We start from the raw sequence: 18,613 nt of genomic DNA, 5'->3' as shown, positions 1-18,613 counted from the left end.
GCCTATAGCCCTGGACCCAGCATGACAGCCGCGCCTCCCAGCTTCCCCCACCGGCACCTGCTCGGGATCGAGGGGCTCACTCGACCCGACATCGAGATCCTGCTCGACCGGGCGGAGGACGCCGTCGCCCTCTCGCGCCAGGTCGAGAAGAAGCGCACCACCCTGCGCGGACGCACCCAGATCAACCTGTTCTTCGAGCCGTCCACGCGCACGCAGAGCTCTTTCGAGCTGGCGGGCAAGCGCCTCGGGGCCGACGTGATGAACATGTCGGTGGCCTCGTCGTCGGTGAAGAAGGGCGAAACCCTCATTGACACCGCCGCCACCCTCAACGCCATGCGGCCCGACATCATCGTGGTGCGCCACCACGCGGCCGGCGCCGTGCACCTTCTGGCCCGCAAGGTCGACTGTGCCGTGGTCAATGCCGGCGACGGCGCCCACGAGCACCCGACACAGGCGCTCCTCGACGCGCTGACGATCCGGCGCAACAAGGGCCGGATCGAGGGTCTGCGGGTCGCGATCTGCGGCGATGTCCTGCACAGCCGCGTGGCGCGCTCGAACCTGATCCTGCTCCAGGCTCTCGGCGCGCGGGTGCGGGTGATCGGACCCTCGACCCTGCTGCCCACCGGCATCGAGCGCTTCGGCGTCGAGGTCTTCACCGACATGCGCAAGGGCCTGGAGGGCTGCGACATCGTCATGATGCTGCGCCTGCAGCGCGAGCGCATGAACGGCTCCTTCGTGCCCTCCGTGAAGGAGTATTTCCGCTATTTCGGCCTCGATGCCGATAAGCTGCGGCTTGCCGCCCCCGATGCCCTGGTGATGCATCCCGGCCCGATGAACCGGGGCGTCGAGATCTCCTCGGAGATCGCCGATGGGGCGCAGTCTCTGATCCGCGAGCAGGTCGAGATGGGGGTGGCCGTGCGCATGGCGGTGCTCGAAGCGCTGGCGACGCACCTGCCGAACGCGTGATCCGGCCGCGGCAGCCGTCCGGCTACAGGCTCAGCAGCGCCCCTTCCGCGCCCGATACGTCCGCCGTGAACACCACCCGTGCGCCGTCGAGGGCGACGCGCCCGCCCGCCACGAGAGCCAGGGCCTGGGGATAGAGCCGGTGCTCCTGCACCAGGATGCGGGCCGCCAGCGCGTCGGCATCGTCGCCGGGCCGAACCGGCACGGCCGCCTGCGCGATGATCGGGCCGGCATCGAGCTCGGGAACGACGTAGTGCACGGTGCAGCCATGCAGGCGCACCCCGGCGGCCAGGGCCTGCTCATGGGTGTGCACGCCCTTGAACAGCGGCAGGAGAGAAGGGTGGATGTTGATCATCCGCCCCGCCCAGGCCTCGACGAAGCCGGCGGAGAAGATCCGCATGAAGCCGGCCAGGCACACGAGGTCGATATCGGCCGCCTCCAGCTCGGCGTTCAGCGCCGCGTCGAAGGCCTCCCGGCTCGGATAGGCCTTGTGATCGATGGCGCGGGTCGGGATGCCGCGTTCCGCCGCGTAGACGAGGCCGGGCGCCTCGGGACGGTTGGCCGCCACCAGCACGATCTCGGCCGGGTGGTCCGGCGCCCGCGCCGCCGCGATCAGCGAAGCCATGTTCGAGCCGCGCCCCGAGATGAGGATCGCGACGCGGGTCCGTCTTGCGGGCGCCATCAGAAGGGGAGCCGCCCTTCGAAGGTCACCGGCTCGGCCCCCCGCGGAGTGATCCGGCCGAGGCGAACCGGGGAGGCGCCGCCGAGGTCGAGGGCCTTCGACACGGCGCTCACGCTCTCGGGCGCCACCACCACCACCATGCCGATCCCGCAGTTGAAGGTGCGCAGCATCTCGGATTCGGCGACCCCGCCGACCTCCGAGAGCCAGCCGAAGACCGGCGGCGGGATGATCGCGTCGAGGTCGATGCTGATGCCGACGCCGTCGGGCAGCACGCGGGGCAGGTTGTCGGGGAAGCCGCCGCCGGTGATGTGGGCGAGCGCCTTGATCCCGTCCGTGGTGCGCAGGGCCGCCAGCAGCGGCTTCACGTAGATCTGGGTCGGCTCCAGCAGGGCCTCGCCGAGCGTCCGGGCGGGCTCGAAGGGGGCTGGGTCGTCGTAGGACAGGCCGCTGCGCTCGACGATCCGACGCACCAGCGAGAAGCCGTTGGAATGGACGCCCGAGGAGGGCAGGCCCAGCACCACGTCGCCGGGCACGATGTTGCCGCGCGGCAGCAGGGTGCCGCGCTCGGCCGCCCCGACGCTGAACCCGGCCAGATCGTAGTCGGACCCGTCGTAGAGGCCCGGCATCTCGGCGGTCTCGCCGCCGATCAACGCACAACCGGCGAGCCGGCACCCGGCCGCGATGCCGCGCACGATGTCGGCGCCGACCCCCGGCACCAGCTTGGCGGTGGCGAAGTAGTCGAGGAAGAACAGCGGCTCGGCGCCCTGCACGATGATGTCGTTCACGCACATCGCCACGAGATCGATGCCGATGGTGTCGTGGCGGTTCGTCTCGATGGCGATCTTGACCTTGGTGCCGACACCGTCGTTGGCCGCCACCAGGATCGGATCCTTGAAACCCGCGGCCTTCAGATCGAACAGGCCGCCGAAGCCGCCGATCTCGGCATCGGCCCCCGGCCGGCGGGTGGCGCGCACCAGCGGCTTGATCGTCTCGACCATGGCGTTGCCGGCGTCGATGTCGACGCCCGCCTGCGCGTAGGTCATTCCGTTTTTGGGCTCGCCGGTCATCCGCGCCGCTCTCCGAGGGTCCGTGTTCCGCGACCTCTAACCGCTCCCGCGCGCCTCCGCGAGTCCGTCGTCGCGGGTAGCGGGTATTCGTGCCCCGATCGGCGCCCAGGGGCCGATGCGAGCGAGGGAAGGCGCGTCGGCATGCATCCCGCAGCCTTGACCCCATCCCCTCCCGTTCCCACTGTTGGTCCGCGAACGACGACGTGAACGGGGAACGGCCGATGCGCGGCAGGGCGATGATCGGGCTGATGGCCCTCGTGGGCCTCGCCCTGCTGGTCTACCTCCTCGCCGACGTGCTGCTGCCCTTCGTGGCGGGCCTGGCCCTGGCCTACCTTCTCGATCCGATCGCCGACCGGCTGGAGCGCCTCGGGCTTGGACGACTGGCCGCCTCGCTCCTCATCCTGGCGGTGTTCGTGGTCGGACTCGTGGTCGTCCTGCTCATCGCGGTGCCGCTGGCCGCCAACCAGATCTCGGCCCTGATCGCGACGCTGCCCGGCATGGTCTCGCGGCTGCAGGGCATCCTGGCGGACCGGGCGGGGCCGCTGCTGCAGCGGGTGGGCGGAGCCGACGTCCTCACCGACCTGCAGTCGCAGGTCGGGACCCTGGTCGGGCAGGGGGGCACCTGGTTCCTCGCCTTCCTCAAGTCCCTGTGGTCGGGCAGCCAGGCCCTGATCTCCATCGCGTCGCTCCTCGTGGTGACGCCGGTGGTGGCGTTCTACCTCCTGGTCGACTGGGACCGGATGATCGCGACCCTCGACCGGTGGGTGCCCCCGCGCCACCGCCCGGTGGTGCGGCGCCTCGGGCGCGAGATCGACGGGGCGGTCACGGGCTTCGTCCGCGGCCAGACCCTGGTCTGCCTCATCCTCGGCACCTTCTACGCCGTCGGCCTGTTCCTGGTCGGCTTGAACTTCGGCGTGCTCATCGGCCTGATCGCGGGCTTCCTGACCTTCATCCCGTATGTCGGGACGCTGACCGGGTTCCTGCTCTCGGCCGGCGTCGCGCTGGCGCAGTTCTGGCCGGATTCCGATTGGCTGCATATCGGGCTGACCATCGGGGTCTTCGTCGTCGGACAGTTCCTCGAGGGCAACATCATCTCGCCCAAGCTGGTCGGCGAGTCGGTCGGCCTGCATCCGGTCTGGCTGATGTTCGCCCTCCTCGCCTTCGGCTCGCTGTTCGGCTTCCTCGGGCTGCTGCTCGCGGTCCCGGTGGCGGCCTCCATCGGCGTGCTCGTCCGCTTCGTCCTGGAGCGTTACCTCCAGAGCCCGCTCTACTACGCGGACGCGCCCGTGCTCCTGTCCAAGCCCGAACCCTGAATGGCAACCCGCGACACCGTCCCCCCGAAGCAGCTGGCCTTCGATCTGCCGGCCGACCCGCGCTACGGCCGCGAGGACTTCCTCGTGGGACCGGCCAACGAGGCCGCCTACGCGCTCATCGAGGCCTGGCCCAACTGGCCCGACACGGTGTGCCTGCTGACCGGGCCGCCGGGCAGCGGCAAGAGCCACCTCGCCTCGATCTGGGCGACGCGCTCCCACGCCTGGACCGCGCAGGCCACGGAGGTCACGGCCGCCACGGTCCCGCGCTTCCTCTCCAACGGCGCCCTGGTGATCGAGGATATCGACCGGGCGGGAGCGGACGGAACCGCGCCCCGCGACGAGGCGGCCCTGTTCCACCTCCTCAACCTCGCCCGCGAGCGCGGCTGCCCGGTGCTCGTCACCTCCGCCACCTCGGTGGAGGGCCTGGGTCTGACCACGGCGGACCTGCGCTCGCGCCTGCGTCTCGCGCCCGGCGCCACCATCCTGCCCCCCGACGACGCCCTGCTGCGCGCCGTCCTCGTCAAGCTGTTCGTCGACCGGCAGTTGGTGGTGGACCTCGCCATCGTCGAGGCCCTGGCCCTGCGGATCGACCGCTCCCTGGGGCGGGCCCGCGAGGTCGTCACCGCCCTGGACCGGGATGCCCTGAGCCGGGGCCGGCGCATCACCAAGCCCCTGGCGCTGGCGGTGCTGGAACGCCTCGGCTTAGGGGCCGAAGCGCCGGACGACGAGGAACCGGAGGATGAGGATCAGCCCGGGCCCGAGGACGAAGGGCTTGCGTGAGGACGAAGGGCTTGCGTGAGAATGGCGCGCCGGCTCGTCCGGCGACCGACGATCGTCATTCAACTGTCACAAACGCCGACCCGGGCCGTGCTACGACGCCGACCCCTCAACCTGTAGGAGAAGACCTCTTGGCGGATATGGACTCGGACGCGACCGCAGCGGATGACGGAACCCCGCGTGTCACCGAGGGCCGCGCCCGGGCGGCCCGTCCGACCGCTCGGCGGACCGCGCCGCCCGTATCGGGGGCTCCCAAGCCGCGGCCGGGGAAGGCGATCCAGGAGGTTCTGACGGAGGCGAGGGGGCCGGTGTCCGGAGCCCCGCGCTCGGAAGCCCCGACGTCCGAAGCTTCGGCCTCGGACGCCCTGCCCGACGCCGATCTCGACCTGCCGCCGCCCGGAGACCTGCCGCCGCCCGCCGAGGTCCTGCCCGGCGCCGAGGCACGGGACTCCGTTCGCGAGGCGGGGCTCGCCCTGCGGCACTCTCCCGAGCGCTTCGTCAACCGCGAACTGTCCTGGCTCCAGTTCAATCGCCGGGTGCTGGAGGAGGCCTCGAACGCGAACCATCCCCTCCTGGAGCAACTTCGCTTCCTCTCGATCTCGGCCAACAACCTCGACGAGTTCTTCATGGTGCGCGTCGCCGGCCTGCACGATCAGGTCCGCGCCGGCCTCGTCCTGCCCTCGCAGGACGGCCTGACCCCGGCCGAACAGCTCGCCCGGGTCGGAACCGAGGTCTCGCACCTCGCCCTCGACCAGCAGGCGCGCTGGCGCGAGCTGCGCGGGGAACTCCTCGGCGCCGGCATCGAGCTCCTGGAGCCCGCCGGCCTGACTCAGGTGCACAGGGCATGGCTGGAGGATTACTTCCTCAACCTCGTCCTGCCGGTGCTGACGCCGCTGGCGATCGACCCGGCGCACCCGTTCCCGTTCATTCCCAATCTCGGCTCCACGATCGCGCTGATGCTGGTGCGTCCGCGCGACGGCCGGACCCTGCGCGCGCTGATCCGGCTCCCGGCTGTGCTCGACCGGTTCGTGCGCCTGCCGGATGCCGAGAACGATGCGACCGCCCGCTTCATCGCCATCGAGCAGGTCATCGTGCTGTTCACCGGGCGGCTCTTTCCCGGCTACGCCGTGCGCGGACAGGGCGCGTTCCGCGTCATCCGCGATTCCGACCTCGAGATCGAGGAGGAGGCCGAGGACCTCGTCCTGCATTTCGAGACGGCCCTCAAGCAGCGCCGGCGCGGCGTCGTCATCCGGCTGGAGGTCGAGGCCGGCATGCCCGAGGACCTGCGCGCCTTCGTGGCCGACGAGCTCGAGATCGGCAGCGACGCGGTGATCTTCGTGGAAGGCATGCTCGCCCTCAACGAGCTGTCGCAGATCGTCGGCATCGACCGGCCGGACCTGAAGTTCAAGTCCTACAATCCGCGCTTCCCCGAGCGCATCCGCGAGAGCGGCGGCGACGTCTTCGCGGCGATCCGGCAGAAGGACTTCATCGTCCACCATCCCTACGAATCCTTCGACGCGGTGGTGCAGTTCCTCGCCCAGGCCGCCCGCGACCCCAACGTGGTGGCGATCAAGCAGACGCTCTACCGCACCTCCTCGAACTCGCCGATCGTCGCCGCCCTCGCGGAAGCCGCCGAGCTCGGCAAGTCGGTGACCGCCCTCGTCGAGCTGAAGGCCCGCTTCGACGAGGAGGCCAACATCCGCTGGGCGCGCAACCTGGAGAAGGCCGGCGCGCAGGTGGTGTTCGGCTTCATCGAGCTGAAGACCCACGCCAAGCTGTCGATGGTGGTGCGCCGGGAGGGCGACCGCCTGGTCACCTACTGCCACGTCGGCACCGGCAACTACCACCCGATCACCGCGCGCATCTACACCGACCTCTCCTTCTTCACGGCCGATCCGGCGGTGGCGCGGGACGTCAGCCGGATCTTCAACTTCATCACCGGCTATGCGGAACCGGCCGAGCTGGAGCGGATGTCGGTCTCGCCGCTGACCCTGAAGCCGCGCCTCCTCGAGCACATCGAGGCGGAGGTGGCCCACGCGAAGGCGGGCCGGCCGGCCGCGATCTGGATCAAGTGCAACTCGCTGGTCGACCAGCAGATCATCGATGCGCTCTACGACGCCTCCCAGGCGGGTGTGCAGATCGACTGCGTGGTGCGCGGCATCTGCTGCCTCCGGCCCGGCATCCCGGGGCTCTCGGAGACGATCCGGGTCAAGTCGATCGTCGGGCGCTTCCTGGAGCACGAGCGCATCTACTGCTTCGGCAACGGCGTCGGGCTGCCCCATCCGAAGGCGGTCGTCTACATCTCGTCCGCCGACCTGATGAGCCGGAATCTCGACCGCCGCGTCGAGGCGCTCCTGCCGATCACCAATCCGACGGTGCATCAGCAGGTGCTGGACCAGATCATGCTGGCCAACCTCCTCGACAACCGACAGAGCTGGCGTGTACTGGCGTCGGGTGCCAGCGAACGGATCCAGCCCGCAGAGGGGGAAGAGCCGTTCAATGCGCACAAGTATTTCATGACGAACCCGAGCCTGTCCGGGCGCGGCAAGTCGTCGAAGAAGTCCAGCCCGCGCGCCCTGAGCCGACGCGCGCAGCGTGGCTGACGGACCGTCCAGAGGAGCCCGCATGGGCCTCGACCCAGCCCGCCCCACGCCCGTTCGGGCAGCCGCCTCGCACGGGGCCGGGGACCACATCGAGCCGGTGGCGATCATCGACATCGGCTCGAACTCGGTGCGTCTCGTCGCCTATGACGGCCTGACCCGGGCCCCCACGCCGCTCTATAACGAGAAGGTGCTGTGCGGCCTCGGCCGCAACGTGCTCTCCACGGGGCGCCTCAACGAGGAAGCGGTCCGCCGCGCCCTCGTGGCGCTCGCGCGCTTCCGGGTGCTCTGCGCCACCATGCGGGTCTCGCGGACCTTCGTGTTGGCGACCGCCGCCGCGCGCGACGCCGAGAACGGCCGGGAATTCCTCGCGGCCGCGGAAACCGCCTGCGGCCAGCGCATCGAGCTGCTCTCCGGCCGGCGCGAGGCCGAACTGTCGGCGCTGGGGGTCGTCTCCGGCTTCCACGCGCCCGATGGGGTCGTCGGCGATCTCGGCGGAGGCTCCCTCGAACTCGTGGACGTGCGCGGTGCCACCGTCGGGATGGGGGTGACGATGCCCCTCGGCGGCCTCGCCCTCCAGGATCTCTCGGGCGGCTCGGTCAAGAAGGCGCTCAAGATCGTCCGCGAGAACCTGAAGAAGGCCGCGCCGCAGCTGGAGACCCTGCGCGGGCGCAGCTTCTACGCCGTCGGCGGGACCTGGCGGGCCCTCGCGCGGCTGCACCAGTCGGCCCGGGGCTATCCGCTCCACGTCATGCACGGCTACAGCGTCGAGCCCTCGGACGAGCTCAACTTCCTCGAGGTGGTGGAGCGCACCGACGCCGCCCTGCTGCAGGATGTCGAGAGCGTCTCGGAGGCGCGCCGCCCGCTGCTGGCCTACGGCGCGGTGGTGCTGGAGGAGATCATACGGATCGGGCGTCCGCGGGAGCTCGCGATCTCGGCCAGCGGCGTGCGCGAGGGCCTGCTCTACGAGCAGCTCGACCGCGACGCCCGACTCGCCGATCCGCTCCTGGCGGCGGCGGCCGAGCTCAATGCCCTCCGCGCCCGCTCGCCGGGCCATGCCGGGGACCTCATCGCCTGGAGCGACCGCTTCATCGCCAGCCTCGACCAGCCCGAGACCGCCGACGAGCGCCGTCTGCGCCACGCCGCCTGCCTGCTCTCGGACATCGGCTGGCGGGCCCATCCCGACTATCGGGGCGAGCAGAGCGTCAACGTCATCACCCACGCGGCTTTCGTCGGCATCGATCACCCGGGCCGGGCCTATCTCGCCCTGGCCATCTATTTCCGCCACGAGGGCATCGCGCCGGAGAAGGCGAGCCCGATGCTGCGCAGTCTCGCGGGTCCCCGCCTGTTCGAGCGCGCGCGCCTGCTCGGCGCCCTGTTGCGCCTCGCCTTCCCGCTCTCGGCCGGAATGGCCGGCGCCCTCGGGCGCATTCCCGTCACGGTCGAGGGTGGCCGGGTGACGCTGACGCTTCCGGCCGACCAGGGCTCCCTGCCCGGCGACCGTATCCTCAACCGGGTGCGCGGCCTCGGCCGCCTGTTCGGCCTCGAGGGTCGGATCGTCGAGGCCGATTGAACCAAAACGCGAGCGGAACTGTTTTTCGCGGCCGGTAAGGAGAAATTCGAGATGAAGTCACTTTGTGCAGCAGCGGTTCTTGGGCTGGCGGTCCTCGGCTCGATGAGTCCGGTCCTGGCCCAGCCCTATCGCGGCTACGACGACGGCTATCGCGGCCGCGACGACGGCTATCGGGGACGGGACGACGGGTACCGCGACCGTGACGGCGATTTCCGGGACCGCGGCCGTGGCCGGCGGGACTACGGCTTCGACGAGGGAGAGTACCTGCGCTGCAATCCCGATGTGCGCCGGGCGGTGAACCGGGGCCAGATGGAGTCCGGCGCCGCGCATTACCGGGTCTTCGGCCGTCGCGAGGGTCGCCGCCTGAGCTGCTGAGGCGCGCGCTCGAGACCGGAGCCTTGCTGGGACGATCCGCGCTTCGGAGGCCCGATGTCCGGGGACTTGCCCCCGGGCATCGAACGCACCGGGCATCGGGAGCCCCTCGAGCCGGGTCCCTGTCGATCCGTGACGCGTCGCAACGCGCGGACGCCGATCGAGACGCGGCGGCCAAGGGCCAGGGTCGTCGACGGATGCGGGTTCCAGCGCGGGTGCCTCATCGGCGATGACGATCTTCAAGGATCATTTCTCGGCCCAGTCGGCCGGATATGCTGCACATCGGCCGACCTATCCGCGAGACCTGGTCGACGCCCTCGCGGACGCCGCGCCGAGGCAGTCCCTCGCGCTCGACTGCGCCTGCGGCACGGGGCAGCTCTCGGTCCTGCTCGCCAGCCGGTTCGAGGCGGTCGTCGCCACCGATGCCAGCGCAGAGCAGATCGCCCATGCAACGCCGCATGCCCGCATCCGCTACGGCACGGCGCCCGCCGAGCGGAGCGGCCTCCCGGAGTCCAGCGTCGACCTCGTCACCGTCGCCCAGGCAGCGCACTGGCTCGAACTCCCGGCATTCTACGCCGAGGTCCGGCGGATCGCGCGCCCGGGTGCGATCCTGGCCCTGGTCACCTACGGCGTGCTGCACGTGGACGACCCTGCGGTCGACGCCGTGATGCAGCACTTCTACGGCCAGACCCTCGGACCCCACTGGCCGCCGGAGCGCCGACATGTCGAGGATGGGTATCGCGCGCTTCCATTCCCGTTCCCGGAAATCGGGATGCCGGATCTCGCGATCGCGCTGTCCTGGAATCTGCCGGATCTCATCGGCTACACGGAGACCTGGTCGGCGGTCCGGGCCATCGAGAGGGCCATCGGCCGCGCGCCGATCGCCGCGTTCCAGGATGCTCTGGCCTCGGCCTGGGGCGACCCCGACGCGCAGAGGGCCATCCGCTGGCCCTTGTCGCTGCGCGCCGGTCGCCTCTGACCGGGTCGAGGCCCGTGGGTCAGGTCGTCCGCACCGGGAAGATCGTCTTCTTGACGATGGCGTGAACGCCCCAGTTTCCATCCACCACCTGGGTGATGCCGAAATCCACCGCGATGGACATCAGGGAGATCGCCTCGTCCTCGGTCAGGCCGTGCCCATGCATGAGGAACTGGCGCATCTTGCGGAACGCGTCGCGCATGGCGAGGTCGATGGAGGACTTCGCGAAGATCGCGTTCTGTGCGTCGGGACCGAGATCGGCGAGGTAGTTCGGGTAGCTGAAGCCCGAGAGCACCCAGTCGTCGGCTGTCTCGATCATCGGAAAGTCGAGGGTCTCCAGGGCGGTGCCGGGGAGATCCGCCTTCTTGTGCAGGATGAACTGGAAGGTGCCGGTGAGGGAGCACTCGATGGCGGTGCCGCAGAGCTCGGAATCGCCCTGGCTCGCATGGGGGTCGCCCACCGAGAACAGGGCACCCGGGACGGCCACGGGATAGTAGAGAGTGGCGCCCTTGCCGATGCGCCAGTTATCGATGTTGCCGCCGGTGTAGCTGGGAGGAATCGAGTTCACCATCTCGGTTTCCTTCGGCGCCAGGCCCATCGTGCCGAAATGCGGACGGATCGGCACGCGAAAGCCCTTGAGCACGTCGAAGTTGCGCTGCGTCCTGGCGTGGTCCACCGGCAGGCCCGGGTAGTCGATGGTCGGGTGGGCGACGCCGTTGGGGTCGGTGACGCCGGGCCAGCGGAAGCTGTAGACCGCCTGCGCCCAGTCGCGACCGCCCGTGGCGTCGACCTCGTAGATCGTCACCACCTCGCGCGGCCGATCGCCCGTGACCATGTCCTTGTAATGGTAGCCCCAGTTCGCGGCGGCGTTGCTGCCGAAGGTGCGGCCCTTGAAGGCCGGGTTGGCGCAGGGACGGGGCGCCACGTCGAGGATGCGCACCTCCAGCACGTCGCCGGGCTCCGCCCCCCGGATCGCCACCGGACCCGTGCAGATGTGGACGCCGAGGCCGCCGCCCGGTCCGAACTTGGCGTCCTCCGGCCCCGCCCCGCGCCGGGCGACGCCCTTCCTGTCCTTCGTCCAGAGGAAGACGCTCTCCGCGCCCGGATCGCCCGTGACCATGCGCTCGGCATCGTCGTTGGCGTGGTGGGTCAGGGTCTCGATGGTGACGTAGTCGCCGGACTCGATCTCGACCTGCGGCTTGAGGCTGCGGCTGAAATAGCCCCAATGCACCGTCTCCGCCGTGGCCGGGAGATGATAATGCGTCGTCTGCTTCAGGCTTCGCTTCGCGCTCGCCTCGGCGAGGGCGGGGCCCGGCAGAGTGAGGCCGCCGGCCATCAGGGCCGCCGCCCCGCCCGAGGCGACGAAGCCGCTCTTCAGGAAGGCGCGCCGCTCCGGTGCGAGATCCCCGAGAAAGCGGCGGCGATGCTCGGCGAAGTGGTCGCAACTCGGATCGTCACCCTGGCACATCGCGATCTCCTGTGGTCCCATTCAGCAGGAATATTGCATGCAAAGCAGCGGCCACGCTTCCCTTGCCGGGACATTTCGGCAACGAGTCCGACGCTCCCGCGTTTGTTCCTCGGCGGCCGGGCTGGCCCGCATGAGGGGCGCCGTCGCACCCGGGCGTCCCCTCCGGTGACCGCGCCGCTTCTGTACACAGGATGCCAAGACCTTTGACGACGGGCGTCGACCGTTCCCAGCTGCACCAGATCATCGCCGGCCTCACCGAGGGCGTGATCCTCATCGAGCCCGATCAGCGCATCACCTGGGCCAATGCGGCGGCCCTGGCGATGCACGGGGCGGCCGACCTCGCCGAGCTCGGTGGAACCGTCTCGGCGTTCCGCGAGACCTTCGTGCTGCGCTACCGCAACAATCACGTCATCACCCGCACCCCGATCGAGCGGGTGCTGGCCGGCGAGACCTTCGACGAGGTCATCGTCAACGTCCGGCGAACGGACCGGCCTGATTTCAACGCCATGCAGCGCATCCGAAGCCTCGTCATCACCGACGCGGCCGGCGTCCCCGATTGCCTCGTGCTGATCCTGGCCGACGTGACGTCACAGTTCGAAGCCGAGGAGCGCTTCGAGAAGACCTTCAGCGCCAACCCGGCCCCGGCCGTGATTTGCCGCCTGTCGGACCTGCGCCACGTCAAGGTCAATCTCGGCTTCCTGGAGATGACGGGCTACCGCAGCGCCGACGTCATCGGGCGCAGCGTCTACGAGATCGACGTGCTGAACGAAGCCCGCAGCCGGGACCTCGCGATCGCCCGCCTCAATGCTGGCGAGACGATCCCGCAGATGGAGGCCTGCCTGCGCCTGCCGGACGGCGGCACCCGGTTCGTCATCGTGGCGGGCCAGCCCATCGACATGGGCGACGAGCCCTGCATGCTGTTCACCTTTGCGGATCTCGAACTGCGCAAGAAGGCGGAGACGGCCCTGCGCCACAGCGAGGAGCGCTTCGCCACGGCGTTCCGCCTCACGCCCGTGCCGACCCTGCTGTGCCGGGCCGGCGGCCTCGCCGTGATCGGGATCAACCAGGCCTTCAGCCGGACCTTCGGCCACGACGAGGACGCGGTCGTCGGGCAGGAACTCGACGCGATCGGGCTGTGGGCCGACGACGCCCAGCGCGAACGCTTCGGGGCGGACCTCTCCGCGCAGGGGAGCGTCCTCGGATTCGAGGCCTGCCTGCGCAGCCGCGACGGCGCGGAGCTCGACTGCCTCGTCTCGGCCGAGAGCGTCACCATCGGCGACGAGGCCTGCCTCCTCGCGGTGCTGCAGGACATCAGCGACCGCAAGCGCTCCGAGCGCGAACTGTTCGACGCGATCGAGACCGTGATGGCCGACACCTCGTGGTTCAGCCGCGGCCTGATCGAGAAGCTCGGCAGCCTGCGCCAGCCGCGTTCGTCCGAGCCCGCGCCGGTCAGGCCCGATCTCACCCGCCGCGAGGGCGAGGTGCTGCGCCTGATCTGCCAGGGCCTCGGCGATGGCGCCATCGCCAAGCGCCTGAGCCTGACGCCCAACACGGTGCGCAACCACACCGCCGCGCTCTACCGCAAGCTCGGCATTCACCGCCGCGGCGAGGCGATCATCTGGGGCCGGGACAACGGTTTCGCGTCTTAGGCCAGGGCCTCGCATCCGAAGGCCGCCCCCCGCTGGCGACGGCTTCGGATCGCCTGCCAACGCGCCGCCCCGCCCGTTTCCTGCCGGGAACGGGCGGGGCGGGGGTTCGTCGCGCAGCGACCGCCGCTACAGCGCCGCCCGGATCGCGGCGGCGATGCGCTTCAGGCCGGGCTCGACACCGCCGCCCTTGATGTGGATGCGCAGGGCCCGGCGCCTGCGCTCGGCCAGGACCGCGAAGTCGCCCCGGGCCTGGGCCGCCACCACCGTGCCGAAGCCGAGGCTGCGGCCGGGGATCGCGAGATCGGCCGAGGGGTCGGCGGTGATCTGCAGGAACACGCCGGTCTCGGGGCCGCCCTTGTAGGCCTGCCCGGTGGAGTGCAGGAAGCGCGGCCCGAATTCGAGGCAGGTCGCGAGGCGGCGCTTGTCGCGCAGAGCCACTCGGGCCTCCTGCAGGATCGCGTGGTGGCTCGGATTGCGCGCCACGTAGGCCAGCAGCGCCACGTAGTCGCCGTCCTTTGCCCGCGCGAGATGGGCGGCGATGGCCGCCTCCAGCCCTTCGGTGGCCTGGGGCAGGGCGCCGGCATTGCCCGCATCCGCGTAGAGGGCGATCGTCGCGTCGGCGAAGATCGGCGTTTCGCCCGGCAGGGCGCCGCTCTTCTCGGCCGCGTCGAACAGCTTCTTCGTCTCGATCTTGCTCGCCTCGACGTCGGGCTGGTCGAAGGGGTTGATGCCGAGCATCGCACCCGCCACCGCCGTGGCGATCTCGAAGCGGAAGAATTCCTGCGGCAGCTGCTCCTCGTTGGCGAGCGTGATGTGCGCCACCGGATGCCCCTCGCGCTCGAGGTTGCGGACGGCCTCGTCCTGGTGGGGATCGGCGCGTCCGTCGAGGCGCAGGTAGACGAAGAAGCGGTCGCGCCCGTAGACGGCGGGCACGTCGACCGGCTCACCGTCGATGGGGATCAGGCCCTTGCCCGCCTTGCCGGTGGATTCGGCGATGAGCTGCTCGGCCCAGGCGCCGAAGGTGTCGATGCCCGGCGAAGCGATGATCGTGACCTTGTCGCGGCCGGCGGTGAGCGCGGCCGCGCCCAGGGCGGTGCCGAGCAGGACGCCCGGGTTCTGGGCCGGCGGCACGGCCGGGCCGCAGGAGCGGACCATGGTCCGGGCGGTGTCGAGGAAGGTCTTCACGTCGATGCCCGAGGCCGCCGCCGGCACCAAGCCGAACGCCGACAGCACGGAATAGCGCCCGCCGATCTGCGGCACGCCGTAGAAGATCTTCCGGAAGCCGTCGGACTGCGCAGCCTTCTCCATGGCCGAGCCCGGATCCGTGACGGCGACGAAGTGCGCGCCGGCCTCGTCGGCGCCGACCGTCTCCTTCATCCGGCCGAGGAAATAGTCGCGGAAGACGTTGGGCTCGAGGGTCGAACCCGACTTGCTCGCCACGATGAACAGCGTCGTCGGCAGATGGATCGCGGCCTCGGTCTCGCGGACCTGATCCGGGTCGGTGGAATCGAGGATGCGCAGGGTCGGAAAACCCTCGCGGCTGCCGTAGGTCTCGGCGAGCACCTCCGGGCCGAGGCTCGAGCCGCCCATGCCCAGCACGACGACGTCGGTGAAGCCGCCCGCGCGAACCTCCTCGGCGAAGGCCTCGTATTCGGCGATGCGCTCCAACTCGTCCTCGACGATGCGCAGCCAGCCGAGCCAGCGATCCTCGTCGGCCCCGCTCCAGACGGTCTTGTCGTGGGCCCAGAGCCGGCGGATCTTGCCAGACGCGCGCCACTCCTCGACCGCCTTCTTGGCGGCGGCACCGAGCGTTTCCCCCAGCACCAGGGTCTGTGCGTCGAGCTTGGGCCCGAGGAGGTCGATCCGCTTGGCCGCCACCGCGCCGAGGAGCTTGTCGGCGGCATCGATGAAGAGCTGCACGCCCTCGTCGACCAGGGTGTCGGCGACCGTCTCGATGTCGATGCCGGCCTCGGCGAGGCGCGCCATCACGGCCTGCGCGCCCGCGACGTCGCTCTCGATGGCGGCCTTGACGGTGCCGTGGTCACGGAACGCGTCCATGGTGGCCGGCGGCATGGTGTTGACGGTGTCGGGGCCGATCAGCTCCTCGACGTAGAGCACGTCGGAATAGGCCTTGTTCTTGACGCCCGTGGAGGCCCAGAGCAGGCGCTGGGCCTTGGCTCCCTTCCGTGCGAGCGCCTGCCAGGCCGGCTCGGCATGGATGGCCTTGTAGCGCTGGTAGGCGAGCTTGGCGTTGGCGACGGCGACCTTGCCCTTGAGGTCGTCGAAGCCGCCGGCCTCGTCCAGGGCCTTGTCGACGGCCACGTCGATGCGGCTGATGAAGAAGCTCGCCACGCTGGCGACCTTCGAGACGTCGCCGCCCTTGGCCGCGAAGGCCTCCAGCCCGGCGATGAAGACACGGGCGACCGCCTCGTAGGTGCCCACCGAGAACAGCAGCGTGACGTTGATGCTGATGCCCTCCGCGGTCAGGGCCTGGATCGCCGGGATGCCCTCGCGCGTGGCCGGCACCTTCACCATCAGGTTGTCGCGGGCCACCATCCGGTGGAGGCGGCGGGCCTCCGCCAGGGTCTCCTCGGTGTCGAGGGCGAGGTAGGGCGAGACTTCCAGGCTGACGTAGCCGTCGGCGCCGTCGGATCCGTCGTAGACCGGGCGCAGCACGTCGGCGGCGGCCTGGATGTCGGCCACCGCGCAGCCCTCGTAGAGGTCGATGACGCGGGCATCCCCCGTGTCCATCACGGATTTCAGGGCCTCGTCGTATTCCGAGGAGCCGCCGATGGCCTTCTCGAAGATCGAGGGGTTCGAGGTGACGCCGCGCAGGCCGTCCTCGTCCACCAGGGCCTTGAGCTTGCCCTGCGCCACGAAGCCCCGGGCGACGAAATCGAGCCACACGGCCTGACCCTGTTCGGGGAAGAGAGCCTTGAGCGGGTTCATGGAAAACTCCTCGTCGTCCGGGCGCCGGGCCTGGAGCCGCGTCGCCGATAGATATCACCGGTTGTGCCCTCTCCCCATGAAGGGAGAGGGGACCACGTTCGTGAGCCCTAGCGTTTGTGCCGGGCGATCTGGTCGCGGGCGGCCTGGAGCACCTTCTCGGGGGTGAAGCCGAACTTCGTCTGCAGGTCCTTGATCGGTGCCGAGGAGCCGAAGGTGTGCATGCCGATGATCGTGCCGGCCGAGCCCGCGTAGCGGTCCCAGCCGATGACCGAGCCCTGCTCGACGGCGACGCGGGCCAGCACGTCGGGAATCAGCACGCTGTTGCGGTAGGCCTCGTCCTGGCGCTCGAACAGGTCCCAGGACGGCATCGAGACGACGCGGGCCCTCACGCCCTCGGCCTTCAGCGCCTCGTAGGCGCCGACGCAGAGCTGGACCTCCGAGCCCGTGCCGATGAGGATGACCTCCGGCGTGCCCTCGCAATCGGCCAGCACGTAGGCGCCTCGCGCCGTGCCGGAGGCGGGGGCGTACTTCGTACGGTCGAGGGTCGGCAGGGGCTGGCGGGAGAGCGCCAGCACCGCCGGCTGGTCCTTCAGGCCCATGATCACCCGATAGGATTCGGCGACCTCGTTCGCGTCCGCCGGGCGGAGGGTGACGAGGCCGGGGATCGCCCGCAGCGTCAGCAACTGCTCCACCGGCTGGTGGGTCGGGCCGTCTTCGCCGACGCCGATCGAATCGTGCGTGAAGACGTGGAAGACCGGCACCTCCATCAGCGCCGCCAAGCGGATCGGCGGACGCATGTAGTCGGCGAAGACCAGGAAGGTGGCGCCGTAGGCGCGCAGGCCGACGAGACCGAGACCGTTCACGATCGAGCCCATCGCGTGCTCGCGCACGCCGAAATGGATGTTGCGCCCGCCCGGCTCGAAGGGCGTGAGCGAGCCGGCGCCCTCGAAGGTCAGGTTGGTCTTGTTGGACGGCGCGAGATCGGCCGAGCCGCCGAGCATGAACGGCACGTGCTGCGCGATGGCGTTGAGCACCTTGCCGGAGGATTCCCGGGTGGCGAGGCCCTTGGCGTCCGCCGCGAAGACCGGGATGTCCCGGTCCCAGCCGTCCGGCAGCCGGCCTTCGAGATACGCGTCGAGCTCCTCGGCATGGGTCGGGTCCGCCGCCTTGGCCTCATGGAAGAAGCCCTCCCAGGTGGCGTAGAGCTCGGCGCCGCGCTTGCCGATGCCGTTGCGGAAATTGTCGTGGACGCCGTCCGGCACCAGGAACTGCGCGTCCTCGGGCCAGCCATAGGCGCGCTTGGCGCCCTTGACCTCGTCCTCGCCGAGGGCGTCCGAGTGGGCCTTGGCGGTGTTCTGCTTCTTGGGCGCGCCGTAGCCGATGATCGAGTTGACGACGATCAGCGTCGGGCGATCGCTGGACTGGAGGAAGGTCTCCAGGGCGGACGAGACCGCGTGGACGTCGTTGGCGTCGGCCACGCGCAGGACCTGCCAGCCATAGGCGAGGAAGCGGGCCGCGACCTCCTCCGAGAAGGCCAATTCCGTATGGCCCTCGATCGTGATGGTGTTGTTGTCGTAGATCCAGCACAGGTTCGACAGGCGCAGGTGCCCGGCGATGGAGGCGGCCTCCGAGGCGACGCCCTCCATCAGGTCGCCGTCCGAGCAGATGGCGTAGACGTTGTAGTCGAACAGCGGCAGGTCGGGCCGGTTCAGGCGCTCGCCGAGGAAGCGGCCGCCCATCGCCATGCCGACGGAGTTCGCCACGCCCTGGCCGAGGGGGCCGGTGGTGGTCTCGACGCCGGTGGTGAAGTGGTACTCGGGGTGGCCCGGGGTCCGGCTGTCGAGCTGGCGGAAGTTCTTGAGGTCGTCGATGGTCAGAGCGGGTGCGTTGCCGCCGTCCTTCTCGGTGACACCGGCGAGGTGGATCAGCCCGTAGAGCAGCATCGAGGCATGGCCGGCCGAGAGCACGAAGCGGTCGCGGTTCGGCCAGTGCGGGTGCGCCGGGTCGTAGCGCAGGTAGCGGTTCCACAGGGTGTAGGCCACCGGCGCCAGCGCCATCGGGGCGCCGGCATGGCCCGAATTGGCCTTCTGCACCGCGTCGATGGCGAGCGTCCGGAGCGTGTCGATGCTGAGCTTGTCGATCTCGCTCAGGGCCGCGTTCGGCTTGGTGTCTGCTCCGCTCATTGCTCGTCGTCCTTCATCTCTGGGCTTGTTCGCCGTGGGCG

At 70.2% G+C, this 18,613-nt stretch carries 13 protein-coding genes; 8 read left to right on the top strand and 5 right to left on the bottom strand.

Annotated elements, in window-relative coordinates; all coding sequences use genetic code 11:
• Nucleotides 1–21: 21 nt before the first annotated feature.
• A complete protein-coding gene (locus ASF49_RS06015; RefSeq protein WP_056213529.1) occupies nucleotides 22–966 on the top strand; it encodes an aspartate carbamoyltransferase catalytic subunit in 945 nt (314 codons plus the stop codon).
• A gap of 22 nt (nucleotides 967–988) precedes the next feature.
• On the opposite strand, the gene purN is transcribed toward ASF49_RS06015, so the two are convergent.
• Both purN and purM read right to left on the bottom strand, forming a co-directional pair.
• Nucleotides 989–1,645, bottom strand: coding sequence for a phosphoribosylglycinamide formyltransferase (gene purN / locus ASF49_RS06010; RefSeq protein ID WP_056469319.1), 657 nt, complete (start codon nucleotides 1,643–1,645; stop codon nucleotides 989–991).
• Complete coding sequence (gene purM / locus ASF49_RS06005) at nucleotides 1,645–2,712, bottom strand: phosphoribosylformylglycinamidine cyclo-ligase (RefSeq protein ID WP_056469317.1); 1,068 nt, start codon at nucleotides 2,710–2,712, stop codon at nucleotides 1,645–1,647. Before purM ends, purN begins: the two co-directional genes overlap by 1 nt.
• Nucleotides 2,713–2,933: 221 nt before the next feature.
• Between purM and ASF49_RS06000 the strand changes: the two genes are divergently transcribed.
• The 6 genes from ASF49_RS06000 to ASF49_RS05975 all read left to right on the top strand — a co-directional run bounded on the left by ASF49_RS06000 (nucleotide 2,934) and on the right by ASF49_RS05975 (nucleotide 10,326).
• Nucleotides 2,934–4,025: an AI-2E family transporter gene (locus tag ASF49_RS06000; RefSeq protein WP_056469315.1), complete on the top strand. Its 1,092-nt coding sequence runs from the start codon at nucleotides 2,934–2,936 to the stop codon at nucleotides 4,023–4,025.
• Nucleotides 4,026–4,805, top strand: coding sequence for a hypothetical protein (locus tag ASF49_RS05995; RefSeq protein ID WP_056469312.1), 780 nt, complete (start codon nucleotides 4,026–4,028; stop codon nucleotides 4,803–4,805).
• Nucleotides 4,806–4,942: 137 nt separating this feature from the next.
• The gene (locus ASF49_RS05990; protein ID WP_243214856.1) at nucleotides 4,943–7,405 is read left to right on the top strand and encodes an RNA degradosome polyphosphate kinase; all 2,463 of its coding nucleotides are present in this window, start codon (nucleotides 4,943–4,945) and stop codon (nucleotides 7,403–7,405) included.
• Between the two features lie 22 nt (nucleotides 7,406–7,427).
• A complete protein-coding gene (gene ppx, locus ASF49_RS05985; protein ID WP_056469309.1) occupies nucleotides 7,428–8,975 on the top strand; it encodes an exopolyphosphatase in 1,548 nt (515 codons plus the stop codon).
• A gap of 51 nt (nucleotides 8,976–9,026) precedes the next feature.
• Nucleotides 9,027–9,350, top strand: coding sequence for a hypothetical protein (locus tag ASF49_RS05980; RefSeq protein WP_056469306.1), 324 nt, complete (start codon nucleotides 9,027–9,029; stop codon nucleotides 9,348–9,350).
• A gap of 226 nt (nucleotides 9,351–9,576) precedes the next feature.
• On the top strand, nucleotides 9,577–10,326 hold the full coding sequence (locus ASF49_RS05975) for a class I SAM-dependent methyltransferase (protein ID WP_056469303.1): 750 nt from the start codon (nucleotides 9,577–9,579) through the stop codon (nucleotides 10,324–10,326).
• 19 nt (nucleotides 10,327–10,345) lie between these two features.
• Here ASF49_RS05975 and ASF49_RS05970 read toward each other — a convergent pair whose 3' ends face one another.
• Nucleotides 10,346–11,791, bottom strand: a complete 1,446-nt coding sequence (locus ASF49_RS05970) for an acetamidase/formamidase family protein (RefSeq protein WP_056469300.1) — start codon at nucleotides 11,789–11,791, stop codon at nucleotides 10,346–10,348.
• 203 nt (nucleotides 11,792–11,994) lie between these two features.
• On the opposite strand from ASF49_RS05970, the gene ASF49_RS05965 reads away from it, so the two are divergent.
• Nucleotides 11,995–13,440: a helix-turn-helix transcriptional regulator gene (locus ASF49_RS05965; RefSeq protein WP_056469297.1), complete on the top strand. Its 1,446-nt coding sequence runs from the start codon at nucleotides 11,995–11,997 to the stop codon at nucleotides 13,438–13,440.
• 126 nt (nucleotides 13,441–13,566) lie between these two features.
• On the opposite strand, the gene ASF49_RS05960 is transcribed toward ASF49_RS05965, so the two are convergent.
• Both ASF49_RS05960 and tkt read right to left on the bottom strand, forming a co-directional pair.
• Nucleotides 13,567–16,389, bottom strand: coding sequence for a bifunctional transaldolase/phosoglucose isomerase (locus tag ASF49_RS05960; RefSeq protein ID WP_056469294.1), 2,823 nt, complete (start codon nucleotides 16,387–16,389; stop codon nucleotides 13,567–13,569).
• 107 nt (nucleotides 16,390–16,496) lie between these two features.
• Nucleotides 16,497–18,572: a transketolase gene (gene tkt / locus ASF49_RS05955; protein WP_056469293.1), complete on the bottom strand. Its 2,076-nt coding sequence runs from the start codon at nucleotides 18,570–18,572 to the stop codon at nucleotides 16,497–16,499.
• Nucleotides 18,573–18,613 lie beyond the last annotated feature (41 nt).

This window comes from Methylobacterium sp. Leaf104 (assembly GCF_001422885.1).
Lineage (GTDB): Bacteria > Pseudomonadota > Alphaproteobacteria > Rhizobiales > Beijerinckiaceae > Methylobacterium.
The sequence above is the reverse complement of the archived record's forward strand: the minus strand, read 5'-3'. Positions and strand labels throughout refer to the sequence as shown.

Coding starts and splice junctions, on each gene's coding strand:
- ASF49_RS06015 (WP_056213529.1), top strand. CDS start 22: ATGACAGCCGCGCCTCCCAGCTTCCCCCACCGGCACCTGCTCGGGATC.
- purN (WP_056469319.1), bottom strand. CDS start 1,645: ATGGCGCCCGCAAGACGGACCCGCGTCGCGATCCTCATCTCGGGGCGC.
- purM (WP_056469317.1), bottom strand. CDS start 2,712: ATGACCGGCGAGCCCAAAAACGGAATGACCTACGCGCAGGCGGGCGTC.
- ASF49_RS06000 (WP_056469315.1), top strand. CDS start 2,934: ATGCGCGGCAGGGCGATGATCGGGCTGATGGCCCTCGTGGGCCTCGCC.
- ASF49_RS05995 (WP_056469312.1), top strand. CDS start 4,026: ATGGCAACCCGCGACACCGTCCCCCCGAAGCAGCTGGCCTTCGATCTG.
- ASF49_RS05990 (WP_243214856.1), top strand. CDS start 4,943: ATGGACTCGGACGCGACCGCAGCGGATGACGGAACCCCGCGTGTCACC.
- ppx (WP_056469309.1), top strand. CDS start 7,428: ATGGGCCTCGACCCAGCCCGCCCCACGCCCGTTCGGGCAGCCGCCTCG.
- ASF49_RS05980 (WP_056469306.1), top strand. CDS start 9,027: ATGAAGTCACTTTGTGCAGCAGCGGTTCTTGGGCTGGCGGTCCTCGGC.
- ASF49_RS05975 (WP_056469303.1), top strand. CDS start 9,577: ATGACGATCTTCAAGGATCATTTCTCGGCCCAGTCGGCCGGATATGCT.
- ASF49_RS05970 (WP_056469300.1), bottom strand. CDS start 11,791: ATGTGCCAGGGTGACGATCCGAGTTGCGACCACTTCGCCGAGCATCGC.
- ASF49_RS05960 (WP_056469294.1), bottom strand. CDS start 16,389: ATGAACCCGCTCAAGGCTCTCTTCCCCGAACAGGGTCAGGCCGTGTGG.
- tkt (WP_056469293.1), bottom strand. CDS start 18,572: ATGAGCGGAGCAGACACCAAGCCGAACGCGGCCCTGAGCGAGATCGAC.